Origin of the sequence: uncultured Sphingomonas sp. (assembly GCF_936927845.1) — a bacterium.
Taxonomy (GTDB): Bacteria; Pseudomonadota; Alphaproteobacteria; order Sphingomonadales; family Sphingomonadaceae; genus Sphingomonas.
On record NZ_CAKZHV010000058.1, the window covers coordinates 174,963 to 193,297 of the forward strand.

Consider the following 18,335-nt stretch of genomic DNA (forward strand, 5'->3'; position numbering starts at 1 on the left):
CATGGCGCTGCCGCTGCGTCTGGGCGTCAACATCGACCATGTCGCCACCGTGCGCAACGCGCGCGGCGGCGTGGTGCCCGATCCGGTCCGCGCCGCGCTGCTCGCCGCGTCGGCCGGCGCGGACGGGATCACCGCGCACCTGCGCGAGGATCGCCGCCACATCACCGACGCCGACATCGCGCGGCTGGTCGGCCAACTCGCTGCGCTCGATCGCGCGATCCCGCTCAATCTCGAGATGGCGGCGACCGAGGAGATGCTGGGCATCGCGCTGCGCCACCGTCCGCACGCCGCGTGCATCGTGCCCGAAAAGCGCGAGGAGCGCACCACCGAGGGCGGGCTCGACGTGGCGGGGCAGCACGATGTCCTTGCCCCGATGGTGCGCGCGCTGCGCGAGGCAGGCGTACGCGTGTCGCTGTTCATCGAACCGTCGCCCGAACAGATCGCCGCGGCGGTGTCGCTCGGTGCGCCGGTGGTCGAGCTCCACACCGGTCGCTACGCCGACACCGAGGGCGAGGCGCGCGCCGGCGAGCTGCGCCGATTAAGCGACGCCGCCGCGCTCGCCGCCAAGAACGGGATCGAGGTCCACGCCGGCCACGGGCTGACGTTCGACAACGTCCAGCCGATCGCCGCCATCCCTCAGGTGGTCGAGCTGAACATCGGCCATTTCCTGGTCGGCGAGGCGATCTTCGTCGGGCTGTACGAGAGTGTCCGGCGCATGAAGGCCGAGATGGCGGCCGCGCGATGAGGACGCGCGCTTGATCATCGGATTGGGCTCCGACCTGTGCAACATCGAGCGGATTCAAGCCTCGCTCGATCGGTTCGGCGAGCGGTTCGAGCAGCGCGTGTTCACCGAGGTCGAGCGCGCCAAGGCGGCCAGGCGGCCGTTCACCCGCGCGGGCACGCTTGCCAAGCGCTTCGCCGCGAAGGAAGCATTCTCCAAGGCCGTCGGCACCGGGTTCAAGGCCGGCGTGTTCATGCGTGACATCGGCGTCGTCAACGCACCCTCGGGCGCGCCGACGCTCGCGCTGACCGGCGGGGCAAAGGCGCGGCTCGACGCAATGGTCCCGGCCGGGTATGAAGCACGCATCCATCTGACCTTGACCGACGATCATCCGTGGGCGCAGGCCTTCGTGATCATCGAAGCAATACCCATCGGATAAGCTGACGTGGCCGACGACCTGACGCTCACCCGTGATGTCCCTTCAGGCGACGCGCCGCGCGAGCGTGCCGGGTTCGACTGGTGGAGCGAGGCGAAAGGGCTGTTCTGGCTGGTGCTGGCGGTGCTCGGCTTCCATTCCTTTATCGCCAAGCCATTCTACATTCCCAGCGAATCGATGCTGCCTGGGCTGATGGTCGGCGACCGGTTGGTGGTATCGAAATTCGCCTATGGCTGGTCGTTCGTCTCGCCGACGATCCCCGATCCGGTCGCAATCGCGCGTGACCTGGTGCTGCACCAGCCGGTGGAGAGCTGGTCGGTCCAGCTACCTTTCATTCCCGGGCGCGTGTTCGGCAGCCTGCCCGAGCGCGGCGACGTGGTGATCGTGACCCCGCCCGGATCGTCGAGCGATTACATCAAGCGCGTGATCGGTCTGCCCGGCGACACGCTGGAGGTGCGCGGCGGCGTCGTGTTCCTGAACGGCGTCGCGGTGCCGCGCGGGCCGCTGCACTTCCGCGATCTGCCCGTCGACGCGAACGCGACCTGCGACCCGCTGCAATATCCGGGGGCGCAGCGCGTGCTCGGCGACGGGCGCACCGTCTGTCACTTGCCGATCATCACCGAAACGCTGCCGAACGGCCGCTGTTACGACACCGTCGACCTTCAGCCCGACTCGCCCGGCGACAATTACGGTCCGGTCCGCATCCCTGCCGGGCGCGTGTTTCTGATGGGCGACAACCGTGATCGCTCCGCCGACAGCCGCTTCGCGCTGGGCGGGTTCGAGCGCGGGCTGGGCGGGCCGGTGCCGGTCGAGAACCTGGGTGGGCGCGCGGAGTTCATCACCTTCTCGGTCGATGGCGACGCGACGCTCAACCCGCTGACCTGGTGGTCGTCGCTGCGCGGTGGGCGCGCGGGCACCTCGCTCCATCCCGAGCGCACGCAGTGAGCGACGCCAAGCACGACGACCGCGTCGCGGTCGTATCGGGCGCGAGCCCGCACGAGGTGCGCGATCCGGCAGTGCGCGCCGAGTTGAAGCGGGCGGCGGTGTGGCTGGGCCTCGCCGGCGCGATCGCGCTGGTGGTGTTGCTGATCCAGCCGCTGCTCGTCATCTTCGCCGGGCTCGTCTTCGCCGCTCTGCTCGACGGCGGGGTGCGACTGCTCGGCCGCGTGCTGCCGATCGGGCGCGGGTGGCGGTTGCTGATCGTGTGTCTGCTGACGCTCGCGTTCCTGGTCGGTACCTTTTATCTCGCCGGCGTTCAGATCACGCAGCAGGTGATGCAGTTACGCTCCACCGTCGAGACGCAGGTGGTGCGTCTGTCGGGCTGGCTGTCGTCGCAGGGGCTGATGCCGGGCGCGTCCGATCTGAACGGCATCGCGCGCCAGGCGCTCGGCTCGGTCGGAAAGGTGACCGCGTGGGTCGGCACCGCCTTTGGTGCGCTCACCACCATGTTCATGATCCTGGTGATCGGGTTGTTCGTCGCGATCGATCCGCGCGTCTATGATCGCGGGTTTCAGTGGATGATCCCCGAGGAAAGCCGCGCGGAAGTCGCGATCACGACGCAGCGGACGGCGCGCACGCTGCGCCGCCTGCTCGCCGGGCGCCTGCTCGGGATGGCGTTCGAGGGCGCATTCGTCGGCGTGGCGCTCGCGCTCGCCGGTGTGCCGATGGCGCTGATCCTGGGCATCGTGACGGGGCTGCTCGCCTTCATTCCCAACGTGGGCGCGTTCGTCTCGGGGGCGATGACGATCGCGGTCGGTTTCTCCGCCGGTATGCATACGGGCGTGCTCGCGATCCTCATCTACGTCGCGGTGCAGGTGATCGACGGCTATCTCGTGATCCCGATGGTGGCGAAACGCACCGTTGACCTGCCGCCCGCGCTGACGCTCGGTGCGCAGATCCTCGCGAGCGCGCTGTTCGGGATCATCGGCCTGGCGTTGGCCGATCCGATGACCGCGATGATCAAGGCGGCGATGGAACGCCGCTCGGAGAAGGCCGAGGAACCGGCATGAGCACGATCGTGCTGCACGATTACTGGCGTTCGTCGGCGGCGTATCGCGTGCGGATCTGCCTCAATCTCAAGCGCGTCCGCTACACCTCCGTTGCGGTCAATCTGCTGGACGGGGCGCAGCGAGGAGCGGACAACCGGGCGATCAATCCGCAAGGACTGGTGCCGACGCTGGTGGTCGATGGCCGCATCGTGACGCAGAGTCTCGCCATCATCGACTGGCTCGATGCGACCTATCCCGAACCGGCGATGGTCTCGTCCGATCCCTTCGTCCGCTCGGGTCAGCTCGCACGCGCGCTGGTGGTCGCGGCGGACATCCACCCGATCGACAATCTGCGCGTCCTCAAACGGCTGGAGCAGCAGTTCGGCGCCGATCAGGCCGCGCGCGACGATTGGTACCGCCACTGGGTGGTCGAGGGGCTGACCGCGCTCGAGATCATGGCGGCGGACACGCCCGCGGGGCCGTTCCTGGGCGGTGCGGCGCCCGACATCGCCGACCTCTGCCTCGTGCCGCAGCTCTACAACGCGCGCCGCTTCAACGTCCCGCTCGACGCCTTTCCGCGTTTGTGCGCCGCCGACGCGGCGATGGCGGCGCTGCCCGAGGTCGCGGCCGCGCACCCCGATCGCGTGCCGCACTGAGCCGGGCACGCGCGTGTTGCAGGTCGTAACGGCCTTTTCATCGTCGCCGACATCGCAGCGTCACGCGGCATTGCGACGCCCGGCGTCATGGCGGCGGAGCAGAGGCAGCGGGCGGGTCGCGGCGACCCGGGTGATCGTGGTCCCGTCGACCTTAGTCACGGTGCGCGCATGACCGACGCGGATCAACTGCGCGCGCTGGAGCCGATCCGCCGGCATCGCCCGCGCTGGCCACGCGCGCTCGCGACCGCGCTGACGGGCGTGATGCTGATCGGACTGGCGCACGAGCTGCTCGATCACGGGCTTGCCGGGCTGACACGGATGCTGCCGCGCAACGGCTGGTTTTACCTGTTGTTTCTTTTGTCCTATTTCACCACGCCGATCGTCGATTTCGTGATCTTCCGCCGCTTGTGGCGGGTGCCCGCGCGTGCGTTCGGCGCGTTGAACCTGAAACGCGTCGCCAACGATCTGCTGATCGGCGTGACCGGCGACGCCTATTTCTACGCCTGGGCACGCGAACGGTTGAAGATGGTGACCGCGCCGTTCGGTGCGGTGAAGGATGTCAGCATCCTGTCGGGCCTGGCGGGCAACACCGCCGCGATCCTGCTCGGCGCCATCGCGCTGCCGCTCGGCTACAAGCTGATCGATCCGGACGTGCTGCGCGCGATGCTATGGTCCCTGGGGTTGACCGGATTGGTGGTCGGCGCGGTGCTGTTCCTGTCGCCGATCGTCTTCTCGCTCGCCCGGCGTGAGCTGTGGTGGATCTATCGCTGGTCGCTTTATCGCATCGCGCTGAGCAGCCTGGCGCTCGCGGTCGCGTGGCATTTCGCGATGCCGAGCGTGTCGGTGTTCATGTGGGTATTCCTGATGGCTGGGCGGTTGCTCGTCTCGCGCCTGCCGTTTCTGCCCAACAAGGACCTGTTGTTCGCCAATTTCGCGATCCTGGTGATCGGACACGATCGCGCCTTGTCCGAGTTGATGGCGTTCACCGCCGCGTCAACCTTGCTGGCGCATATCGCCGTTGTCGGCATCTTTGGTGCCGGATTCGTGTGGGAAAGGCTGAAGGCATGGCGAAGGCTCGGGTGAGTTTCTGGCGCGTCGCGCTGATCGCGGCGGCGGGGCTCGCGAGTGTTCCGGCGAGTGCGCAGGTGCTCGGGCCCGATGCGGGGGCGTGCAACGGCGGGCAGGGGCCCGCGATCCTGGCGACGGTCACCGGGTTGAAGGACGCACGCGGCACGATCAAACTCGAGCTTTATCCCGCCAACGAAACCGATTTCCTGGAAGACGACAAGAAACTGCTCGCCGCGGGCAAGGTGTTCCGCCGCATCACGGTGGCGGCGCCTGCGACCAGTGTCGCGCGCCTGTGCATCCGCGTGCCGCGTCCGGGCCGCTACGCCTTGTTCTTCGGCCACGACCGCGACGGCAAGCGCAAGTTCGATTTCTGGAGCGACGGCGCCGGCTTTCCGGGCAACCGCAAGATCGGCCGCTCGCGCCCCAAATTGTCCGACGCGCTGATCCAGGTCGGCGCGGGCGTCATGCAGACCACGATCCGCGCGCAATATCTGCGTGGGCTCGGCGGGTTCGGGTTCTGAGGCGATGCGGATCGTCGAGGTCAACGAACTCTATTCGCCGACCGGCGGCGGGGTCAGGACCTATATCGACGCCAAAATGGCGATCCTGGCCAAACAGGGCCACGAACTGGTCGTGATCGCACCCGGCCGCGCCACGCGGGTCGAGGAACGCCCGACCGGCGGACGCGTCATCTACGTGAAGTCGCCGACCATCCCGATCGACCGCAACTACGGCCTGTTCTGGGACGCCGCGCCGATCCACTCGCTGCTCGACGACCTGCAGCCCGACGTGGTGGAAAATTGCTCGCCGTGGCGCTCGGCCGGGATCGTCGCCGACTGGCAGGGGCCAGCGCTCAAGAGCTGGTTCCTCCACAACGACAATCTGGAAGCCTATCCCAAGCGCTGGCTCGGCCGGCTCGCCTCGCCCGAGCGGATCGAACGCGCCTTTGACTGGTACAATCGCTACCTCGACCGCTGTTTCGAGCGCTACGACACGGTGATCACCAACGGCCCGGTGCTGTTCAAACGCTATCGCGCGCGCGGCGTGCGCGTCGATGCGGCGATCCCGCTCGGCATCGATCGCGTGCGCTTTTCGCCCGACCTGCGCGACGAGGCGCTGCGCGCGTCGATGCTGGCGCAGTGCGGCCTGCCGCCCGACGCCCACCTGCTGCTCGCAGTCGGACGCCACCACCCGGAGAAGCGCTGGCCGACCGTGATCGACGCGGTGCAGCGCGCCGGCGCGCGCGCGCCCGTCGGCATGATGATGCTGGGGCAGGGTCCCGACACCGCCGCGCTCGAGCGGCATATCGGCAGCAGCCCGCACATCCGCCTGTACCGCCCGGTCTACGATCGCCCGCAGCTCGCGACCTTCATGGCGAGCGCCGACGCGTTCATCCACGGCGCGTCGAACGAGACGTTCGGGCTGGTCGCCTCGGAGGCGCTCGCGAGCGGGCTGCCGCTGATCGTGCCCGACGCGGGCGGCGCGTTCGAGGTCGCGCGGCCGACCTATGCCGAGACGTACCGCGCCGGCGACGCCTACGACTGCGCAGCAGCGATCCTGCGGCTGTTCGCGCGCGATCAGGCGCTGTTGCACCGCGCGGCGCGCGTCGCCGCGGCGCACGTCCGTTCGGACGAGCAGCACGCCGCCGATCTCGTCGCCTTCTACGCGCACCGCATCGCCGAGCGCGAAGCAGGTGCACCGGCTCAGGCGAGAAGGTCGGCGTAAGCGACGGGCGCGTGGCCGCGGAACGCAGCAAAGGTCCGGTCGATGCTCGCCATCAGCGCGGGTACGCGCGTGTCACTGGGATGAACCGCGACCCGCACCGTGCGCGTCGGCTGCAACGCGCGGCGCAGCACCGCGGCGGCGGCAAGCGAACTGAACTGCCGCGCGCGCGACCGGCTCGCCCAGGTGATGACCGGCCCTCGCGCGACGATGCGCCCACCCGGCTGCCACACCCGCGCGTGATCCTCCGCCAGCGCGAAGCCCGCGTCGCCGAGCGCGCGGCGCGCGTCATCGGAGTAGAGCCACGCCGGCGCGATGAAACCCGCTGCCCGGCGGCCGATCGTGTCCTCGACCAGCGCCTTGCCGCGCCGCATCCGTGCCAGTGCCTCGGCATGGTCGAGCCCCAGGAACTCGCCCTCGCCCGCGGTCATGTGGCGCGCCTTGAACGCGGCGGTGCCGGCGTGCGCGGACGTGTCGCGGTGGAACCAGCCGTGGACGAACATCTCGACCCCGCGATCCGACCAGGCGCGCAGCCGCGCCTTAAACGCGGGGGTCAGCGGTGCCGCCCCCCAGTGATCGGGCACGACCAGCATCGCCAGCCGCTCGCCGACGTGCGGGTAAAGGTGCGCGAGCAGTTGATCGACCTCGCGCTCGAAGCGCGGCGAGACGTCGTGGATCGAGGCGAGCAGGCGTTTCATCGCCGCCTGCCTTAGCCGATCACGAACGCGGGCGCAGCAAGGCGCTGTCACGATAGCATCATCGATCTGCGGCAAGGGTGATGTCGTAATCGGGGAAGGGACACACGTGACGCTCACCACCACCAGGCGCGCGCTGATCGCGACGGGCACGCTCGGGCTCGGCGCGCTGTCGATCCCCGGCCTGGCGCAAGTCGCACCCATGCTCGGCGCGACCGGCTTCACCCACTCGGTCGCGAGCGGCGAGCCGGGGCAGGACACGATGCTGTTGTGGACGCGCTACGTGGCGCCGCGCGGCGACTCGGCGAAGCTGGTGGTGGAGTTGAGCGAAACGCCCGATTTCGCGCGCGTCGTCGCTACCGGCAGCGAAATCACGGGTCCATGGCGCGACTGGACCACGAAGATCACCGTCTGGGGGCTGAAACCCGGCACGCGCTACCATTACCGTTTCGTCGCGCCCGACGGCACGCGCTCGCCCACCGGCACCACCAGGACGCTGCCGCAAGGCGCGGCGCGCTCGTTCAAGGCGGCGATCTTCTCCTGCTCGAACATGGGCTACGGCTGGTTCAACGCCTATGCGCACGCCGCCGCGCGCGATGATCTCGACCTCGCGGTCCACCTCGGCGATTATTTCTACGAATATTCGCCCGGCACCTATCCACCCGCCAACGTCGCGGTGCCCGGCCGCGTGCCGCAGCCGATGGGCGAGACGATCCACCTCGCCGACTACCGTTTGCGCTACGCCAGCTACCGCGCCGACCCCGACCTCCAACTGCTACACGCGCGCGTGCCGTGGATCGTGCAATGGGACGATCACGAGAGCGCGAACGATTCGTGGGAAGGCGGCGCGCAGAACCACGACTCGGCAAGCGAAGGCGACTGGAACGCGCGCCGCGCCGCCTCGGTCCAGGCCTATCGCGAGTGGATGCCCGTCTCCGACGAGCCGTGGAAAGCGTATGAGATCGGCCAGCTCGCGACCTTGTGGCGCACCGAGACGCGGCTGTTCGCGCGCACGCGCCAGACCGAGATCGCCGAGCTGCTCAAGGCACCCGACCCTGCGGCCGCCATGCGCGCGTTCCGCGACGGCGCGTGGAGCGACCCCGCGGTGACGATGATGGGGACGCAACAGGAATCGTGGCTGTTCCACGATCTTGCACGCTCGGTGAAGGCGGGGCAGCGCTGGCAGGTCGTCGGCTTCGGTACGATCATGGGCAATCTGTCGACGCCCAAGGCGGCGGGCGACTGGCTCGCGGGATCGAGCCCGCGCGCGCAGGGCTATATCAAGGCCGGGATCATGGCGGCGCAGAACGGGCTGCCGTCGAACCTTGACTCATGGGGCGGCTACCCTGAGGCACGGCGGCGTTTCCTGCAGGCGGCGCAATCGGCCAACGCCGAGCTGGTCGTGATCTGCGGCGACAGCCACAATGCCTGGGCGTTCGACCTCGCGCAGGACGGGGCGGCAGGCGTCGAGTTCGCGGGCCACGCGGTCAGCTCGCCGGGCTACGAGAGCGCGCTGACGCAGGACCCCGCGCTCGTCGCGCGCACGCTGGTTTCGGCCAATCCCGAGCTCAAATGGTGCGACACGTCGCGCCGCGGCTATATGGCGATGACGATCACGCCCGACCGGGTCAGCAACGATTGGCTGTTCGTCGACACGATCCGCCAGCGCAACCCCGCCGCCAGCGTCGGCCACACCGCCACCGTGATGCGCGGTCGGCGGCGGATGGTCGCTTAAGCTTCCGGCTAATGCACCGTCACCCCGGACTTGATCCGGGGTCCCGCTATCTTGCGCGGTTGAAGACGCGGGATCCCGGATCAGGCCCGGGATGACGTTCTAATTTCGCGGCCGCGTCCACAATTCCGCCGGGCGCGGCGTGTCCGCGATCGCCATCCGCCTCCGCGCCGCGACCCAGCTGCGCGCGATCCACGCCAGCTTCTCCCACTTGCTCGTCGTCACCCGGTGGTCCCACGCCGCGCCCCCGCGCGCCGCCACCTTGCGCGCAATGTCGCCGTAGATGCCCGCGGCGGCCAGCACCGCCCAGGCCGATCGCCTGGACAGCGCCTTGGTCCCCACCCGCGCGCTCGCCTCGTGCATCTCGGCACGTGTCGCGAGCCGGCGCGCGAGCACCGCCAGCCGGTCGCGGAACGGGGGCTTCATGTGCTGCCCCGGCGGCATGTCCATCTCCACCAGCCACTCGACCGGCAGGTAGCAGCGCCCTGCGCGGTCATCCTCCTCGATATCGCGCGCGATGTTGGCGAGCTGGAAAGCGAGTCCCAGGTCGCACGCGCGGTCGAGCGTTTCCTCGTCGTCGGGCGACACCCCCATGACGAGCGCCATCATGCACCCGACTGCGCCCGCGACATGGTAGCAATAGCGGTACAGATCGGCCTCGCTGCGCGGGCGCCATTCCTCGGCGTCGAGCTGGAACCCGTCGATCAGGTCGTGCGCCAGCGCGCGCGGCAGCTTCACCTCGGCCGCGACGATGCGCAGCGCGTCGAACGCCGGGTCGCCCACCACCTCACCATCGAGGGCGAGGTCGGTCAGCCGCCGCACCTCGGCGACGCGCGCTTCCGCGTCCGCCACGCGGCGCATCCCGTGGCCGTGGTCCTGCCCGTCGACGATGTCGTCGCACTTGCGGCACCAGGCGTAGAGCAGCCACGCGCGCTCGCGCGTCTCGCGGTCGAACAGCTTCGACGCCGCACCGAAACTCTTCGACCCGCGCGCGATCGACTCCTCCGCCGCCGCGACGATCGCGTCGCGCGAGGGCAGCGCGGGTTCGTGGCTCAAAGGTCCTCCGCCGCCATGCGCACGATCGGCTGCGTCGGGCGGTGATCCGCCATTCGATCAAGCAGCGCGTCGAACGTGTCGGCCACGATCAGAAGGTCGCGGTGCTGCGCGCGCAGGAAGCCGACCTCGCCCATCTTAACCCAGAACGCGATCAGATGGTCGTAATAGCCGCCGGCGTTCAACAGCCCGACCGGATCGGCGTGGTAGCCGAGCTGCGCCCAGCTCAGCGCTTCCCACAATTCGTCCATCGTGCCCGTGCCGCCCGGCAGCGTGACGAACCCGTCCGACAGGTCGGTGAAGGCGCGCTTGCGTTCGTGCATGCCGCTGACGACGTGGAGCTCGCTAAGCCCGCGGTGCGCGACCTCGGCGTCGACCAGCGCCTGCGGGATGATGCCGATCACCTCGCCGCCGGCCGCCAGCGCACCATCGGCGACCGCGCCCATCAACCCCAGCCGCCCGCCGCCGTAGACGAGGCCGATCGCGCGCCGCGCGAGTCCCTCACCCACGTTGCGGGCGAGGTCGACGTAGGAGGGATCGGCGGGCGTGGCGGAGCCACAATAAACGGCGAGACGCTTCATGCCCGCCCCGCTAGGCCAAGCAGCGCACGGCGACAACCGTGCGCCGCGTGAAGGTCACGCCGCGACGGGCGTGCGATACCCTTCCAGCATCAGCGCCGCCGTCGCCTTGGCGCTGCCGACCACGCCCGGAATGCCCGCGCCAGGGTGCGTCCCCGCGCCGGTGAAGAACAGGTTCGAGATCGCGTCGTCGCGGTTGTGGACGCGGAAATAGGCGCTCTGCGTCAACACGGGTTCGAGGCTGAAGGCGCTGCCCAGATGCGCGTTCAGATCGTGCTGGAAATCGGTTGGCGCGTAGCTGAACTTGGTGACGATGCGCGAATGGATGTCGGGGATCAGCCGCCGACCGACCTCGTCGAGGATGCGCTTCTCCAGGATCGGCGCGACCGTTTCCCAATCACCGGTGAACTTGCCCATGTGCGGCACCGGCGCCAGCGCGTAAAAGGTCGAATGCCCCTCCGGTGCGAGACTCGGGTCGGTGACGGTCGGGTGGTGAAGGTAGAGCGAGAAATCCTCGCTCAAGACGCCGTGATCGTAGATGTCGTCGAGCAGCCCCTTATAGCGCGGGCCGAACAGGATCATGTGGTGCGGGATGCCGGGCCACGTTCCCGTCACGCCGAAGTGGACCACGAACAGCGACGGCGAGTAGCGCTTGCGCTCCAGCTTCTCCGCGGTCCGCCTGGCCGCGCCCGACTCGGGCAAGAGGTCGCGGTAGACGTGCATGATGTCGGCATTGGCCGCGACCTGGTCGACCTCCTGCCGATACCCGCCCGCGGTTTCCACCGCCGTCACGCGGTCGCCCAGCGTCTCGATTCTAGAGACCGGATCGTTCAGGCGCAATTTGCCGCCCAGCCGCTCGAACAACGCGACCATGCCCGCGACGAGCCGGTTGGTCCCGCCTTGGGCGAACCACACGCCGCCGTCGCGCTCGAGCTTGTGGATCAGCGCGTAGATCGCGCTGGTAGTCATCGGATTGCCGCCGACGAGCAGGGTGTGGAAGCTGAGCGCCTGCCTGAGCTTCTCGCTTTCAACGAACTTCGACACGATCGAGTAGACCGAGCGCCACGCCTGATATTTGGCGAGCGCGGGCGCCGCCTTCACCATCGATGCGAAATCGAGAAACGCGACATGGCCGAGCTTCTCGTAACCCTCACGGTACACGCCGGCCGAATAATCGAGAAAGCGGCCATAGCCCGCGACATCGGCCGGGTTGAGCTTCGCGATCTCGGCGCGCAGCACCTCGTCGTTGTTGGTGTAATCGAAGCTGGTGCTGTCGGGCCAGTGGAGCCGGTAGAAGGGCTGCACCGCTTCCAGCACGACGTCGTCGGCCATGCGGTTGCCCGACAGCGCCCACAATTCTTCCAGGCACGCCGGATCGGTGATGACGGTCGGCCCGGCATCGAAGGTGAAGCCGTCACACTCCCAATAATATGCGCGGCCGCCCGGCTTGTCGCGCGACTCGAGGATCGTTGTCTCGACCCCGGCGGACTGGAGCCGGATCGCGAGAGCGAGGCCGCCGAAGCCTGCGCCGATCACCACTGCACGCGTCATGATGCATCCTTCAAAGCATGGATCGCGCGCCCGATCGGGACCGGCGGTTTGCCGGCGAGCACGCGCATCTTGTCGAGCGTCGTCGAACGGCCCGCGTAGAAACGCGACACCAACCCGGGACGAAGGCGGTAGAAACGTTCCAGCACGCGGTAACGCTCCGCGGGCTCGGCCGCCTTGAACAGCATCAGGTCGAGCATGCGGTAGAATTTGCGCGCACGCCACGCCTGCGCGGCATGGGCGTGGGTCAGCTCGTGCAAGCCGGCACCCGACAGGTCGTTCGCGTTCGCGATCAGATGCGCGAACCGCACGGCGTCAGGCAGCGAGTAACCGGTCGTCGGATGGAACATCCCCGCGCGCCCACCCGCCTTCGCGACCTTGCCGGTCGAGCGCCAGTAGGCCTCGAAATCGCCGCCGAGCACGACGGGCAACACACCGTGTTCCTCGCGCAGCGGATTGCCGACCGTCCAGCCCTTGGTGCGCGCGTAATCGCCGATCCGCTCGCGGATGGCGGCGCGATCGAGCTCGGGCGTGTCGCTGTAATAGGTGTCCTCGACCAGCAACGTGTCGGCGGAGAAGGGCAGCAGGTAGACGAAGCGATAGCCGTCGCGCTGCTCGACCGTCGCGTCCATCACCACCGGGCGCGCAACGCCGTGGCCGGCGGACACGCTCAACTCCTGTCCGACGAACTTCTGCCAGCCGCATTCGAGCGCCGCGAGGTCGCCGGGACCGCGTGCGTCGATCACCCCGCGCGCCTCGACCCGGTCACCGTCCGCCAGCACCACCGCGGTCGCGCTGCACGCCAGCACCTTGCGTTCCGTCATCAGCGCAATGCCCGGCAGCGTCGCGCGGACGTGCGCGTCGAGCCGTTCGGAGCGGACGGTATAATAAGCCTGCGCCAGCGTCCGCTCGTGCGCGGGAAAGCGCACGTCGTAATCGGGCCAGGCGTGCGCGACGATCGGCGCGATCAGCGGGCGGTGCGCCTTCACCACGTCGGCGCCGAAGAACGACCACAGGTGATGGCCGCCAAATACGGCGCCACCCTCGATCACGCGCACGTCGAGATCGGGCCGGCGCGCATGAAGCGCGAGCGCGATCAGCGACCCGGCCAGCCCGCCGCCGACGATCGCGACATCGCAGAGGATGGTGGAGCGCATCGCCGATCCGCCTAGCCGATCGGGGGGCGAGCGGGAAGGTCCGGTGTGGGATTGTCGGGGCGGGTGGAGGCGCGCGGGGCTTGATTTCCGCGGCGTCCTCGCGGACGGCAGCGCGCATGACCGATATCGAAGAGTTGAAGGCGCACTATCTCGTCGCGATCGACGCGTGCGCGAGCCTCGACGCGCTCGACACCGTGCGGGTCGAGGCGCTCGGCAAGCAGGGCCGCGTCACCGCGCTCTTGAAGACGATGGGCGCATTGTCGCCCGACGAGCGGCAGGTACAGGGCCCCGCGATCCACGGCCTGCGCGAGGCGGTGACCGCGGCGCTCGCAGCCCGCCGCGCCAAGCTGGAGAATGTCGCGCTCGAAGCGAAGCTCGCCGCCGAGCGCGTCGACGTGACCTTGCCGGTCGATGCCGCTCCCATCGGCAGCGTGCATCCGGTCAGCCAGGTCATGGACGAGCTGGCCGAGATCTTCGCCGACCTCGGCTTCGCGGTCGCGACGGGGCCGGAGATCGAGGACGACTGGCATAATTTCGGCGCGCTCAACATTCCCGACACGCATCCCGCGCGCGCGATGCAGGATACGTTTTACCTCGAGCCACAGGCGAGAGCGGCCGGTGACGGGCAGAGCCCGTCGTCCGACGGCGCGGGCCGCGCAGGACCAGCGCCGCTGGTCCTGCGCACCCACACCTCGCCCGTGCAAATCCGCACCATGATGCAGCAGCAGCCGCCCCTACGCATCATTGCGCCCGGCCGCGTCTACCGCTCCGACTGGGACGCGACGCACACCCCGATGTTCCACCAGATCGAGGGGCTGGTGATCGACCGCGGCATCACCATGGGCCACCTCAAATGGACGCTGGAGACGTTCCTGCGCGCCTTCTTCGAGCGCGACGACGTCGTGCTCCGCCTGCGCCCGAGCTATTTCCCGTTCACCGAACCCTCGGCGGAGGTCGACGTCGGCTTCACGATGGAGAAGGGCAAGCGCGTGATCGGTGGCGATCCGAACGGGCCGGGCGGCGGCTGGATGGAGGTGCTGGGCTCGGGCATGGTCCACCCCAAGGTCATCGCGGCCTGCGGGCTCGATCCCGCCGAGTGGCAGGGCTTCGCCTTTGGCTGCGGGATCGACCGGCTCGCGATGCTCAAATACGGCATCGACGATCTGCGCCCGGTGTTCGAGGGCGATATCCGCTGGTTGAAGCATTACGGCTTCGCCGCGCTCGACGTGCCGACCCTTTCCGCAGGCGTTGGGTCGGGCGGCGTCGGCACCGCCTGAACCAGCCTATTCTTTTACCGACCCGCCCCGCGGGATCACGGAAGTCAAATCCATGAAGTTCACGCTTTCCTGGCTCAAGGACCACCTCGACACCGAGGCGACGCTGCCTGACATCCTGACCGCGCTGACCCGCGTCGGCTTGGAGGTCGAGGGCGTCGAGAACCCGGCCGAGCGTTTGTCGGGCTTCCGCGTCGCGCGCGTGCTGACCGCCGAGCGTCACCCGCAGGCGGACAAGCTCCAGGTGCTGTCGGTCGATGCCGGCGCCAATATAAATAATGGGGGACCGCTCCAGGTCGTCTGCGGCGCACCCAACGCGCGCGCCGGCCTCGTCGGCGTGTTCGGCCTGCCCGGCGCGACGGTCCCGTCGAATGGCATGGTGCTGCGCGTCGCCGCGATCCGCGGGGTCGAATCGAACGGCATGATGTGCTCGACCCGCGAACTGGAGCTGGGCGAAGACCACGACGGAATCATCGAACTGCCCGCCGACGCTCCCGTCGGCACCGACTTCGCCGCCTATGCGCGGCTCGACGATCCGGTGATCGACGTATCGGTCACCCCCAACCGCCCCGATTGCATGGGCGTGCGCGGCATCGCGCGCGACCTCGCCGCCGCCGGGCTCGGCACGATGAAGCCGCTCGACGTGCATGCGGTCGCGGGCGAGGGTGCCGGACCCGAGGTGCGCATCGAGGACACGGCGGGCTGCCGCGCCTTCTACGCGCAATCGGTGACCGGCGTCGCGAACGGCGAGTCACCCGAATGGCTGCGTCGCCGACTCACCGCCATCGGGCAGAAGCCGATCAGCGCTTTGGTCGACGTGACCAACTACGTGATGATCGACCTTGGCCGTCCCCTGCACGTCTACGATCGCGCCAAGCTGTCGGGCGCGCTGGTCGCGCGTCCCGCGCGCAACGGCGAGGAGGTGCTCGCGCTCAACGGCCGCAGCTATTCCTTGCGAGCGGGCATGACGGTGATCGCCGACGACGCCGCGGTTCACGACATCGGCGGCGTCATGGGCGGCGAGCATTCGGGTGTCACCGCCGACACGACCGACGTGCTGATCGAGTGCGCGTACTTCGACCCCGACGCGATCGCGCGCACCGGACAGGCGCTGCAACTCAGCAGCGACGCGCGCACCCGGTTCGAGCGCGGGGTCGACCCCGCCTTCCTCGACGACGGGCTCGCGATCGCGACCCGCATGGTGGTCGAGCTGTGCGGCGGGCAGCCGAGCGCGGTGACGCGCGTTGGCGAGCCGCCGCTCGAGCCGCGCCGCTACGCCTATGATCCGGCACGTGCCGAGACGCTCGGCGGCCTCGCGGTCGCGCCCGAGCGCCAGCGCGAAATCCTGACGTCGCTCGGCTTCACGGTCGGTGACGACTGGCAGGTAACGGTCCCGACCTGGCGCCCCGACATCGACGGCAGCGCCGATCTGGTCGAGGAGGTGATCCGCATCGAGGGGATCGACAACGTCCCCTCGGTCGCGCTGCCGCGCCCCGCCGGCGTCGCGACGCCGACCGCGACGCCCGCGCAGAAGCTGGAACGCCGCGTTCGCCGCGCCGCCGCCGCGCGCGGGCTCGACGAGGCGGTGACGTGGAGCTTCGTGTCCGATCCCGCCGCGGCGGTGTTCGGCGGCGGCGACTGGACGCTCGCCAACCCGATCAGCGAGGAGCTCAAGGTCATGCGCCCGTCGCTGCTGCCCGGCCTGCTCTCGGCGGCCGAGCGCAACCTGAAGCGCGGGGCGGAAAGCGTGCGGCTGTTCGAGCTCGGTCGCCGTTATCTTGCCGGCGGCAAGGACGGCGCGGCGGACGAGCGCGCGACGCTCGGCCTCGTGCTCGCCGGCAACGCGCGCGCGCGCGGCTGGCGGACGGGCAAGGCGGCGGCGTTCGACGCCTTCGATGCCAAGGCGGAGGCGCTGGCGCTGCTCGCCGCCGCGGGTGCGCCGGTCGACAATCTGCAGGTGCTGGGCGCGGACGGTGTCTGGTCGGGCGAGGCGTGGCATCCCGGCCAGTCGGGCACGCTCAGGCTCGGGCCGAAAACCGTGCTCGCCGCCTTCGGCATGCTCCACCCGCGCACGTTGAAGGCGTTCGACCTGTCGGGCCCGGTCGCCGCAGTTGAGCTCTACCTCGACGCCATCCCCGCGAAGCGCGGCGCGTCTGGCTTCATGCGCGCGCCCTACGCGCCGCCCGCGCTCCAGCAGGTCCGCCGCGACTTCGCGTTCGTGGTGCCGGTGGGCGTGAGCGCCGACGCGCTGACCCGCGTGGTGAAGGGCGCGGACAAGGCGGCGATCGTCTCCGCGCGCGTGTTCGACGTGTTCACCGGCGCGGGCGTCGAGCCCGATACCAAGTCGGTCGCGCTCGAAATCGTGCTCCAGCCGGGCGAGAAGAGCTTCACCGACGCGGAGTTGAAGGCGATCAGCGACAAGGTCGTCATCGCCGCCGCGAAGCAGGGCGCGACGCTTCGCGGATAAGCAAACGGGCGGGTGCCACCGCGCCCGCCCGTTCGAACTTTTGACCATGGTGGCCGGACGCAGCGACGCCCGGTCAGGTGGCGGTCACACCCGCATCGGCATCAGCACGTAGAGCGCGGGCGACTTGTCGTTCTCGCGGATCAGCGTCGGCGCGGCGGCGTCGGCCAGGTGGACCTCGACCAGGTCGCTGTCGATCTGCCCCAGAATATCGAGCAGATAGCGGCTGTTGAAGCCGATCTCGAACGGCGCCGACACATACTCGCCCGGCACTTCCTCCGCCGCGGTGCCGTTCTCGGGGCTGGTCACCGACAGCGTGATGCGGTCGCGGTCGAGCCCCATCTTCACCGCGCGCGTCTTCTCGGTCGCGATCGTCGAGACGCGGTCGACGCCCTCCATGAAGCTCTTGGGATCGAGCTTCAGGATCTTGTCGTTCGCGGTCGGGATGACACGGCTGTAATCGGGGAAGGTGCCGTCGATCAGCTTCGACGTCAGGATCGCGCTGCCCAGATCGAAGCGGATCTTGGTCGAGGACAGCGACACGCCGACCGAGCCGTCGACCTCGTCGAGCAGCTTGCGCAGCTCGGCGATGCATTTGCGCGGCACGATCACGTCGGGCATCCCGTCCGACCCTTCGGGCTTCGCGACCGTCACGCGCGCGAGGCGGTGGCCGTCGGTCGCCGCCGCCTTCAGCACGTCGTCCGACAGGTGCAGGAAGATGCCGTTCAGATAATAACGCGTTTCTTCCGTAGAGATCGCGAAGCGCGTCTTGTCGATGATCTGCTTGAGCGTCTCGGCCGGCAGCTCGAAACTGGTCGGCAGCTCGCCTTCCGCGATCACCGGGAAGTCGTCGCGCGGCAGCGTGCCCAGGCTGAACCGCGCGCGCCCCGCGACGATCGCCATCCGCCCGTCCGCCGCCGACAGCGACACCTGCGCGCCCTCGGGCAGCTTGCGCGCGATGTCGAACAGCGTGTGCGCCGACACGGTGATCGCACCGGGCTGGTCGACCGCGGCCGCGACGCTCTCGTTGATCTGCAGGTCGAGGTCGGTCGCCATCAGCCTGAGCGAGCCTTCCACGGCCTCGATCAGCACGTTGGACAGGATCGGGATGGTGTTGCGCCGTTCCACCACCGATTGCACGTGGCTCAGCCCCTTGAGGAGCGTTGCGCGTTCGATCGTCGCCTTCATCGAAAATCCCCCGGCCCGCAGGTCTTTACCAGGGGCGATATGGCCAATGTTTCCT

At 69.1% G+C, this 18,335-nt stretch carries 17 protein-coding genes; 11 read left to right on the top strand and 6 right to left on the bottom strand.

The window, feature by feature from the left end; translation table 11 throughout:
* Position 1: 1 nt before the first annotated feature.
* The 8 genes from Q0579_RS09870 to Q0579_RS09905 all read left to right on the top strand — a co-directional run bounded on the left by Q0579_RS09870 (position 2) and on the right by Q0579_RS09905 (position 6,594).
* A complete protein-coding gene (locus Q0579_RS09870) occupies positions 2–745 on the top strand; it encodes a pyridoxine 5'-phosphate synthase (RefSeq protein WP_298811773.1) in 744 nt (247 codons plus the stop codon).
* Between the two features lie 10 nt (positions 746–755).
* Complete coding sequence (gene acpS, locus Q0579_RS09875) at positions 756–1,160, top strand: holo-ACP synthase (protein WP_298811774.1); 405 nt, start codon at positions 756–758, stop codon at positions 1,158–1,160.
* Between the two features lie 6 nt (positions 1,161–1,166).
* The gene (lepB, locus tag Q0579_RS09880) at positions 1,167–2,102 is read left to right on the top strand and encodes a signal peptidase I (RefSeq protein ID WP_298811776.1); all 936 of its coding nucleotides are present in this window, start codon (positions 1,167–1,169) and stop codon (positions 2,100–2,102) included.
* Complete coding sequence (locus tag Q0579_RS09885; protein ID WP_298811778.1) at positions 2,099–3,166, top strand: AI-2E family transporter; 1,068 nt, start codon at positions 2,099–2,101, stop codon at positions 3,164–3,166. Before lepB ends, Q0579_RS09885 begins: the two co-directional genes overlap by 4 nt.
* Positions 3,163–3,801 (top strand): maleylacetoacetate isomerase, encoded by a 639-nt coding sequence (maiA, locus tag Q0579_RS09890; protein ID WP_298811780.1) that lies wholly within the window; start codon positions 3,163–3,165, stop codon positions 3,799–3,801. The genes Q0579_RS09885 and maiA overlap by 4 nt, the downstream gene beginning before the upstream one ends.
* 168 nt (positions 3,802–3,969) lie before the next feature.
* Positions 3,970–4,884, top strand: a complete 915-nt coding sequence (locus Q0579_RS09895; protein ID WP_298811782.1) for a hypothetical protein — start codon at positions 3,970–3,972, stop codon at positions 4,882–4,884.
* Positions 4,866–5,390, top strand: a complete 525-nt coding sequence (locus Q0579_RS09900; protein WP_298811784.1) for a DUF2141 domain-containing protein — start codon at positions 4,866–4,868, stop codon at positions 5,388–5,390. Before Q0579_RS09895 ends, Q0579_RS09900 begins: the two co-directional genes overlap by 19 nt.
* A 4-nt stretch (positions 5,391–5,394) precedes the next feature.
* A complete protein-coding gene (locus Q0579_RS09905; protein WP_298811785.1) occupies positions 5,395–6,594 on the top strand; it encodes a glycosyltransferase in 1,200 nt (399 codons plus the stop codon).
* On the opposite strand, the gene Q0579_RS09910 is transcribed toward Q0579_RS09905, so the two are convergent.
* Entirely contained in the window at positions 6,573–7,289 is a 717-nt protein-coding gene (locus Q0579_RS09910) for a polysaccharide deacetylase family protein (RefSeq protein WP_298811786.1), read from the bottom strand. The two genes, Q0579_RS09905 and Q0579_RS09910, sit on opposite strands and share 22 nt — an antisense overlap.
* Before the next feature lie 106 nt (positions 7,290–7,395).
* Between Q0579_RS09910 and Q0579_RS09915 the strand changes: the two genes are divergently transcribed.
* Positions 7,396–9,021, top strand: coding sequence for an alkaline phosphatase D family protein (locus Q0579_RS09915; RefSeq protein WP_298811787.1), 1,626 nt, complete (start codon positions 7,396–7,398; stop codon positions 9,019–9,021).
* 99 nt (positions 9,022–9,120) lie between these two features.
* Here Q0579_RS09915 and Q0579_RS09920 read toward each other — a convergent pair whose 3' ends face one another.
* From Q0579_RS09920 to crtY, 4 genes are read right to left on the bottom strand one after another with little or no spacing between them, the layout of a single operon-like run.
* Entirely contained in the window at positions 9,121–10,074 is a 954-nt protein-coding gene (locus Q0579_RS09920) for a phytoene/squalene synthase family protein (protein ID WP_298811789.1), read from the bottom strand.
* Positions 10,071–10,652, bottom strand: coding sequence for a TIGR00730 family Rossman fold protein (locus Q0579_RS09925; protein WP_298811791.1), 582 nt, complete (start codon positions 10,650–10,652; stop codon positions 10,071–10,073). Before Q0579_RS09925 ends, Q0579_RS09920 begins: the two co-directional genes overlap by 4 nt.
* A gap of 54 nt (positions 10,653–10,706) precedes the next feature.
* Complete coding sequence (locus tag Q0579_RS09930; protein WP_298811793.1) at positions 10,707–12,200, bottom strand: phytoene desaturase; 1,494 nt, start codon at positions 12,198–12,200, stop codon at positions 10,707–10,709.
* On the bottom strand, positions 12,197–13,354 hold the full coding sequence (crtY, locus tag Q0579_RS09935; protein ID WP_298811795.1) for a lycopene beta-cyclase CrtY: 1,158 nt from the start codon (positions 13,352–13,354) through the stop codon (positions 12,197–12,199). Before crtY ends, Q0579_RS09930 begins: the two co-directional genes overlap by 4 nt.
* Positions 13,355–13,470: 116 nt before the next feature.
* On the opposite strand from crtY, the gene pheS reads away from it, so the two are divergent.
* Together pheS and pheT are read left to right on the top strand one after the other, a co-directional pair.
* Positions 13,471–14,631 carry a phenylalanine--tRNA ligase subunit alpha gene (pheS, locus tag Q0579_RS09940; RefSeq protein WP_298811797.1) on the top strand — a complete coding sequence of 387 codons (1,161 nt, stop codon included), beginning with the start codon at positions 13,471–13,473 and terminating at the stop codon, positions 14,629–14,631.
* 52 nt (positions 14,632–14,683) lie between these two features.
* Complete coding sequence (gene pheT, locus Q0579_RS09945) at positions 14,684–17,095, top strand: phenylalanine--tRNA ligase subunit beta (protein ID WP_298811798.1); 2,412 nt, start codon at positions 14,684–14,686, stop codon at positions 17,093–17,095.
* A gap of 84 nt (positions 17,096–17,179) precedes the next feature.
* Here the strand turns inward: pheT and dnaN are convergent, their stop codons facing one another.
* Complete coding sequence (gene dnaN / locus Q0579_RS09950; protein ID WP_298811799.1) at positions 17,180–18,280, bottom strand: DNA polymerase III subunit beta; 1,101 nt, start codon at positions 18,278–18,280, stop codon at positions 17,180–17,182.
* Positions 18,281–18,335: the final 55 nt, after the last annotated feature.

Coding starts and splice junctions, on each gene's coding strand:
- Q0579_RS09870 (WP_298811773.1), top strand. CDS start 2: ATGGCGCTGCCGCTGCGTCTGGGCGTCAACATCGACCATGTCGCCACC.
- maiA (WP_298811780.1), top strand. CDS start 3,163: ATGAGCACGATCGTGCTGCACGATTACTGGCGTTCGTCGGCGGCGTAT.
- Q0579_RS09895 (WP_298811782.1), top strand. CDS start 3,970: ATGACCGACGCGGATCAACTGCGCGCGCTGGAGCCGATCCGCCGGCAT.
- Q0579_RS09900 (WP_298811784.1), top strand. CDS start 4,866: ATGGCGAAGGCTCGGGTGAGTTTCTGGCGCGTCGCGCTGATCGCGGCG.
- Q0579_RS09905 (WP_298811785.1), top strand. CDS start 5,395: ATGCGGATCGTCGAGGTCAACGAACTCTATTCGCCGACCGGCGGCGGG.
- Q0579_RS09910 (WP_298811786.1), bottom strand. CDS start 7,289: ATGAAACGCCTGCTCGCCTCGATCCACGACGTCTCGCCGCGCTTCGAG.
- Q0579_RS09925 (WP_298811791.1), bottom strand. CDS start 10,652: ATGAAGCGTCTCGCCGTTTATTGTGGCTCCGCCACGCCCGCCGATCCC.
- Q0579_RS09930 (WP_298811793.1), bottom strand. CDS start 12,200: ATGACGCGTGCAGTGGTGATCGGCGCAGGCTTCGGCGGCCTCGCTCTC.
- crtY (WP_298811795.1), bottom strand. CDS start 13,354: ATGCGCTCCACCATCCTCTGCGATGTCGCGATCGTCGGCGGCGGGCTG.
- pheS (WP_298811797.1), top strand. CDS start 13,471: ATGACCGATATCGAAGAGTTGAAGGCGCACTATCTCGTCGCGATCGAC.
- pheT (WP_298811798.1), top strand. CDS start 14,684: ATGAAGTTCACGCTTTCCTGGCTCAAGGACCACCTCGACACCGAGGCG.
- dnaN (WP_298811799.1), bottom strand. CDS start 18,280: ATGAAGGCGACGATCGAACGCGCAACGCTCCTCAAGGGGCTGAGCCAC.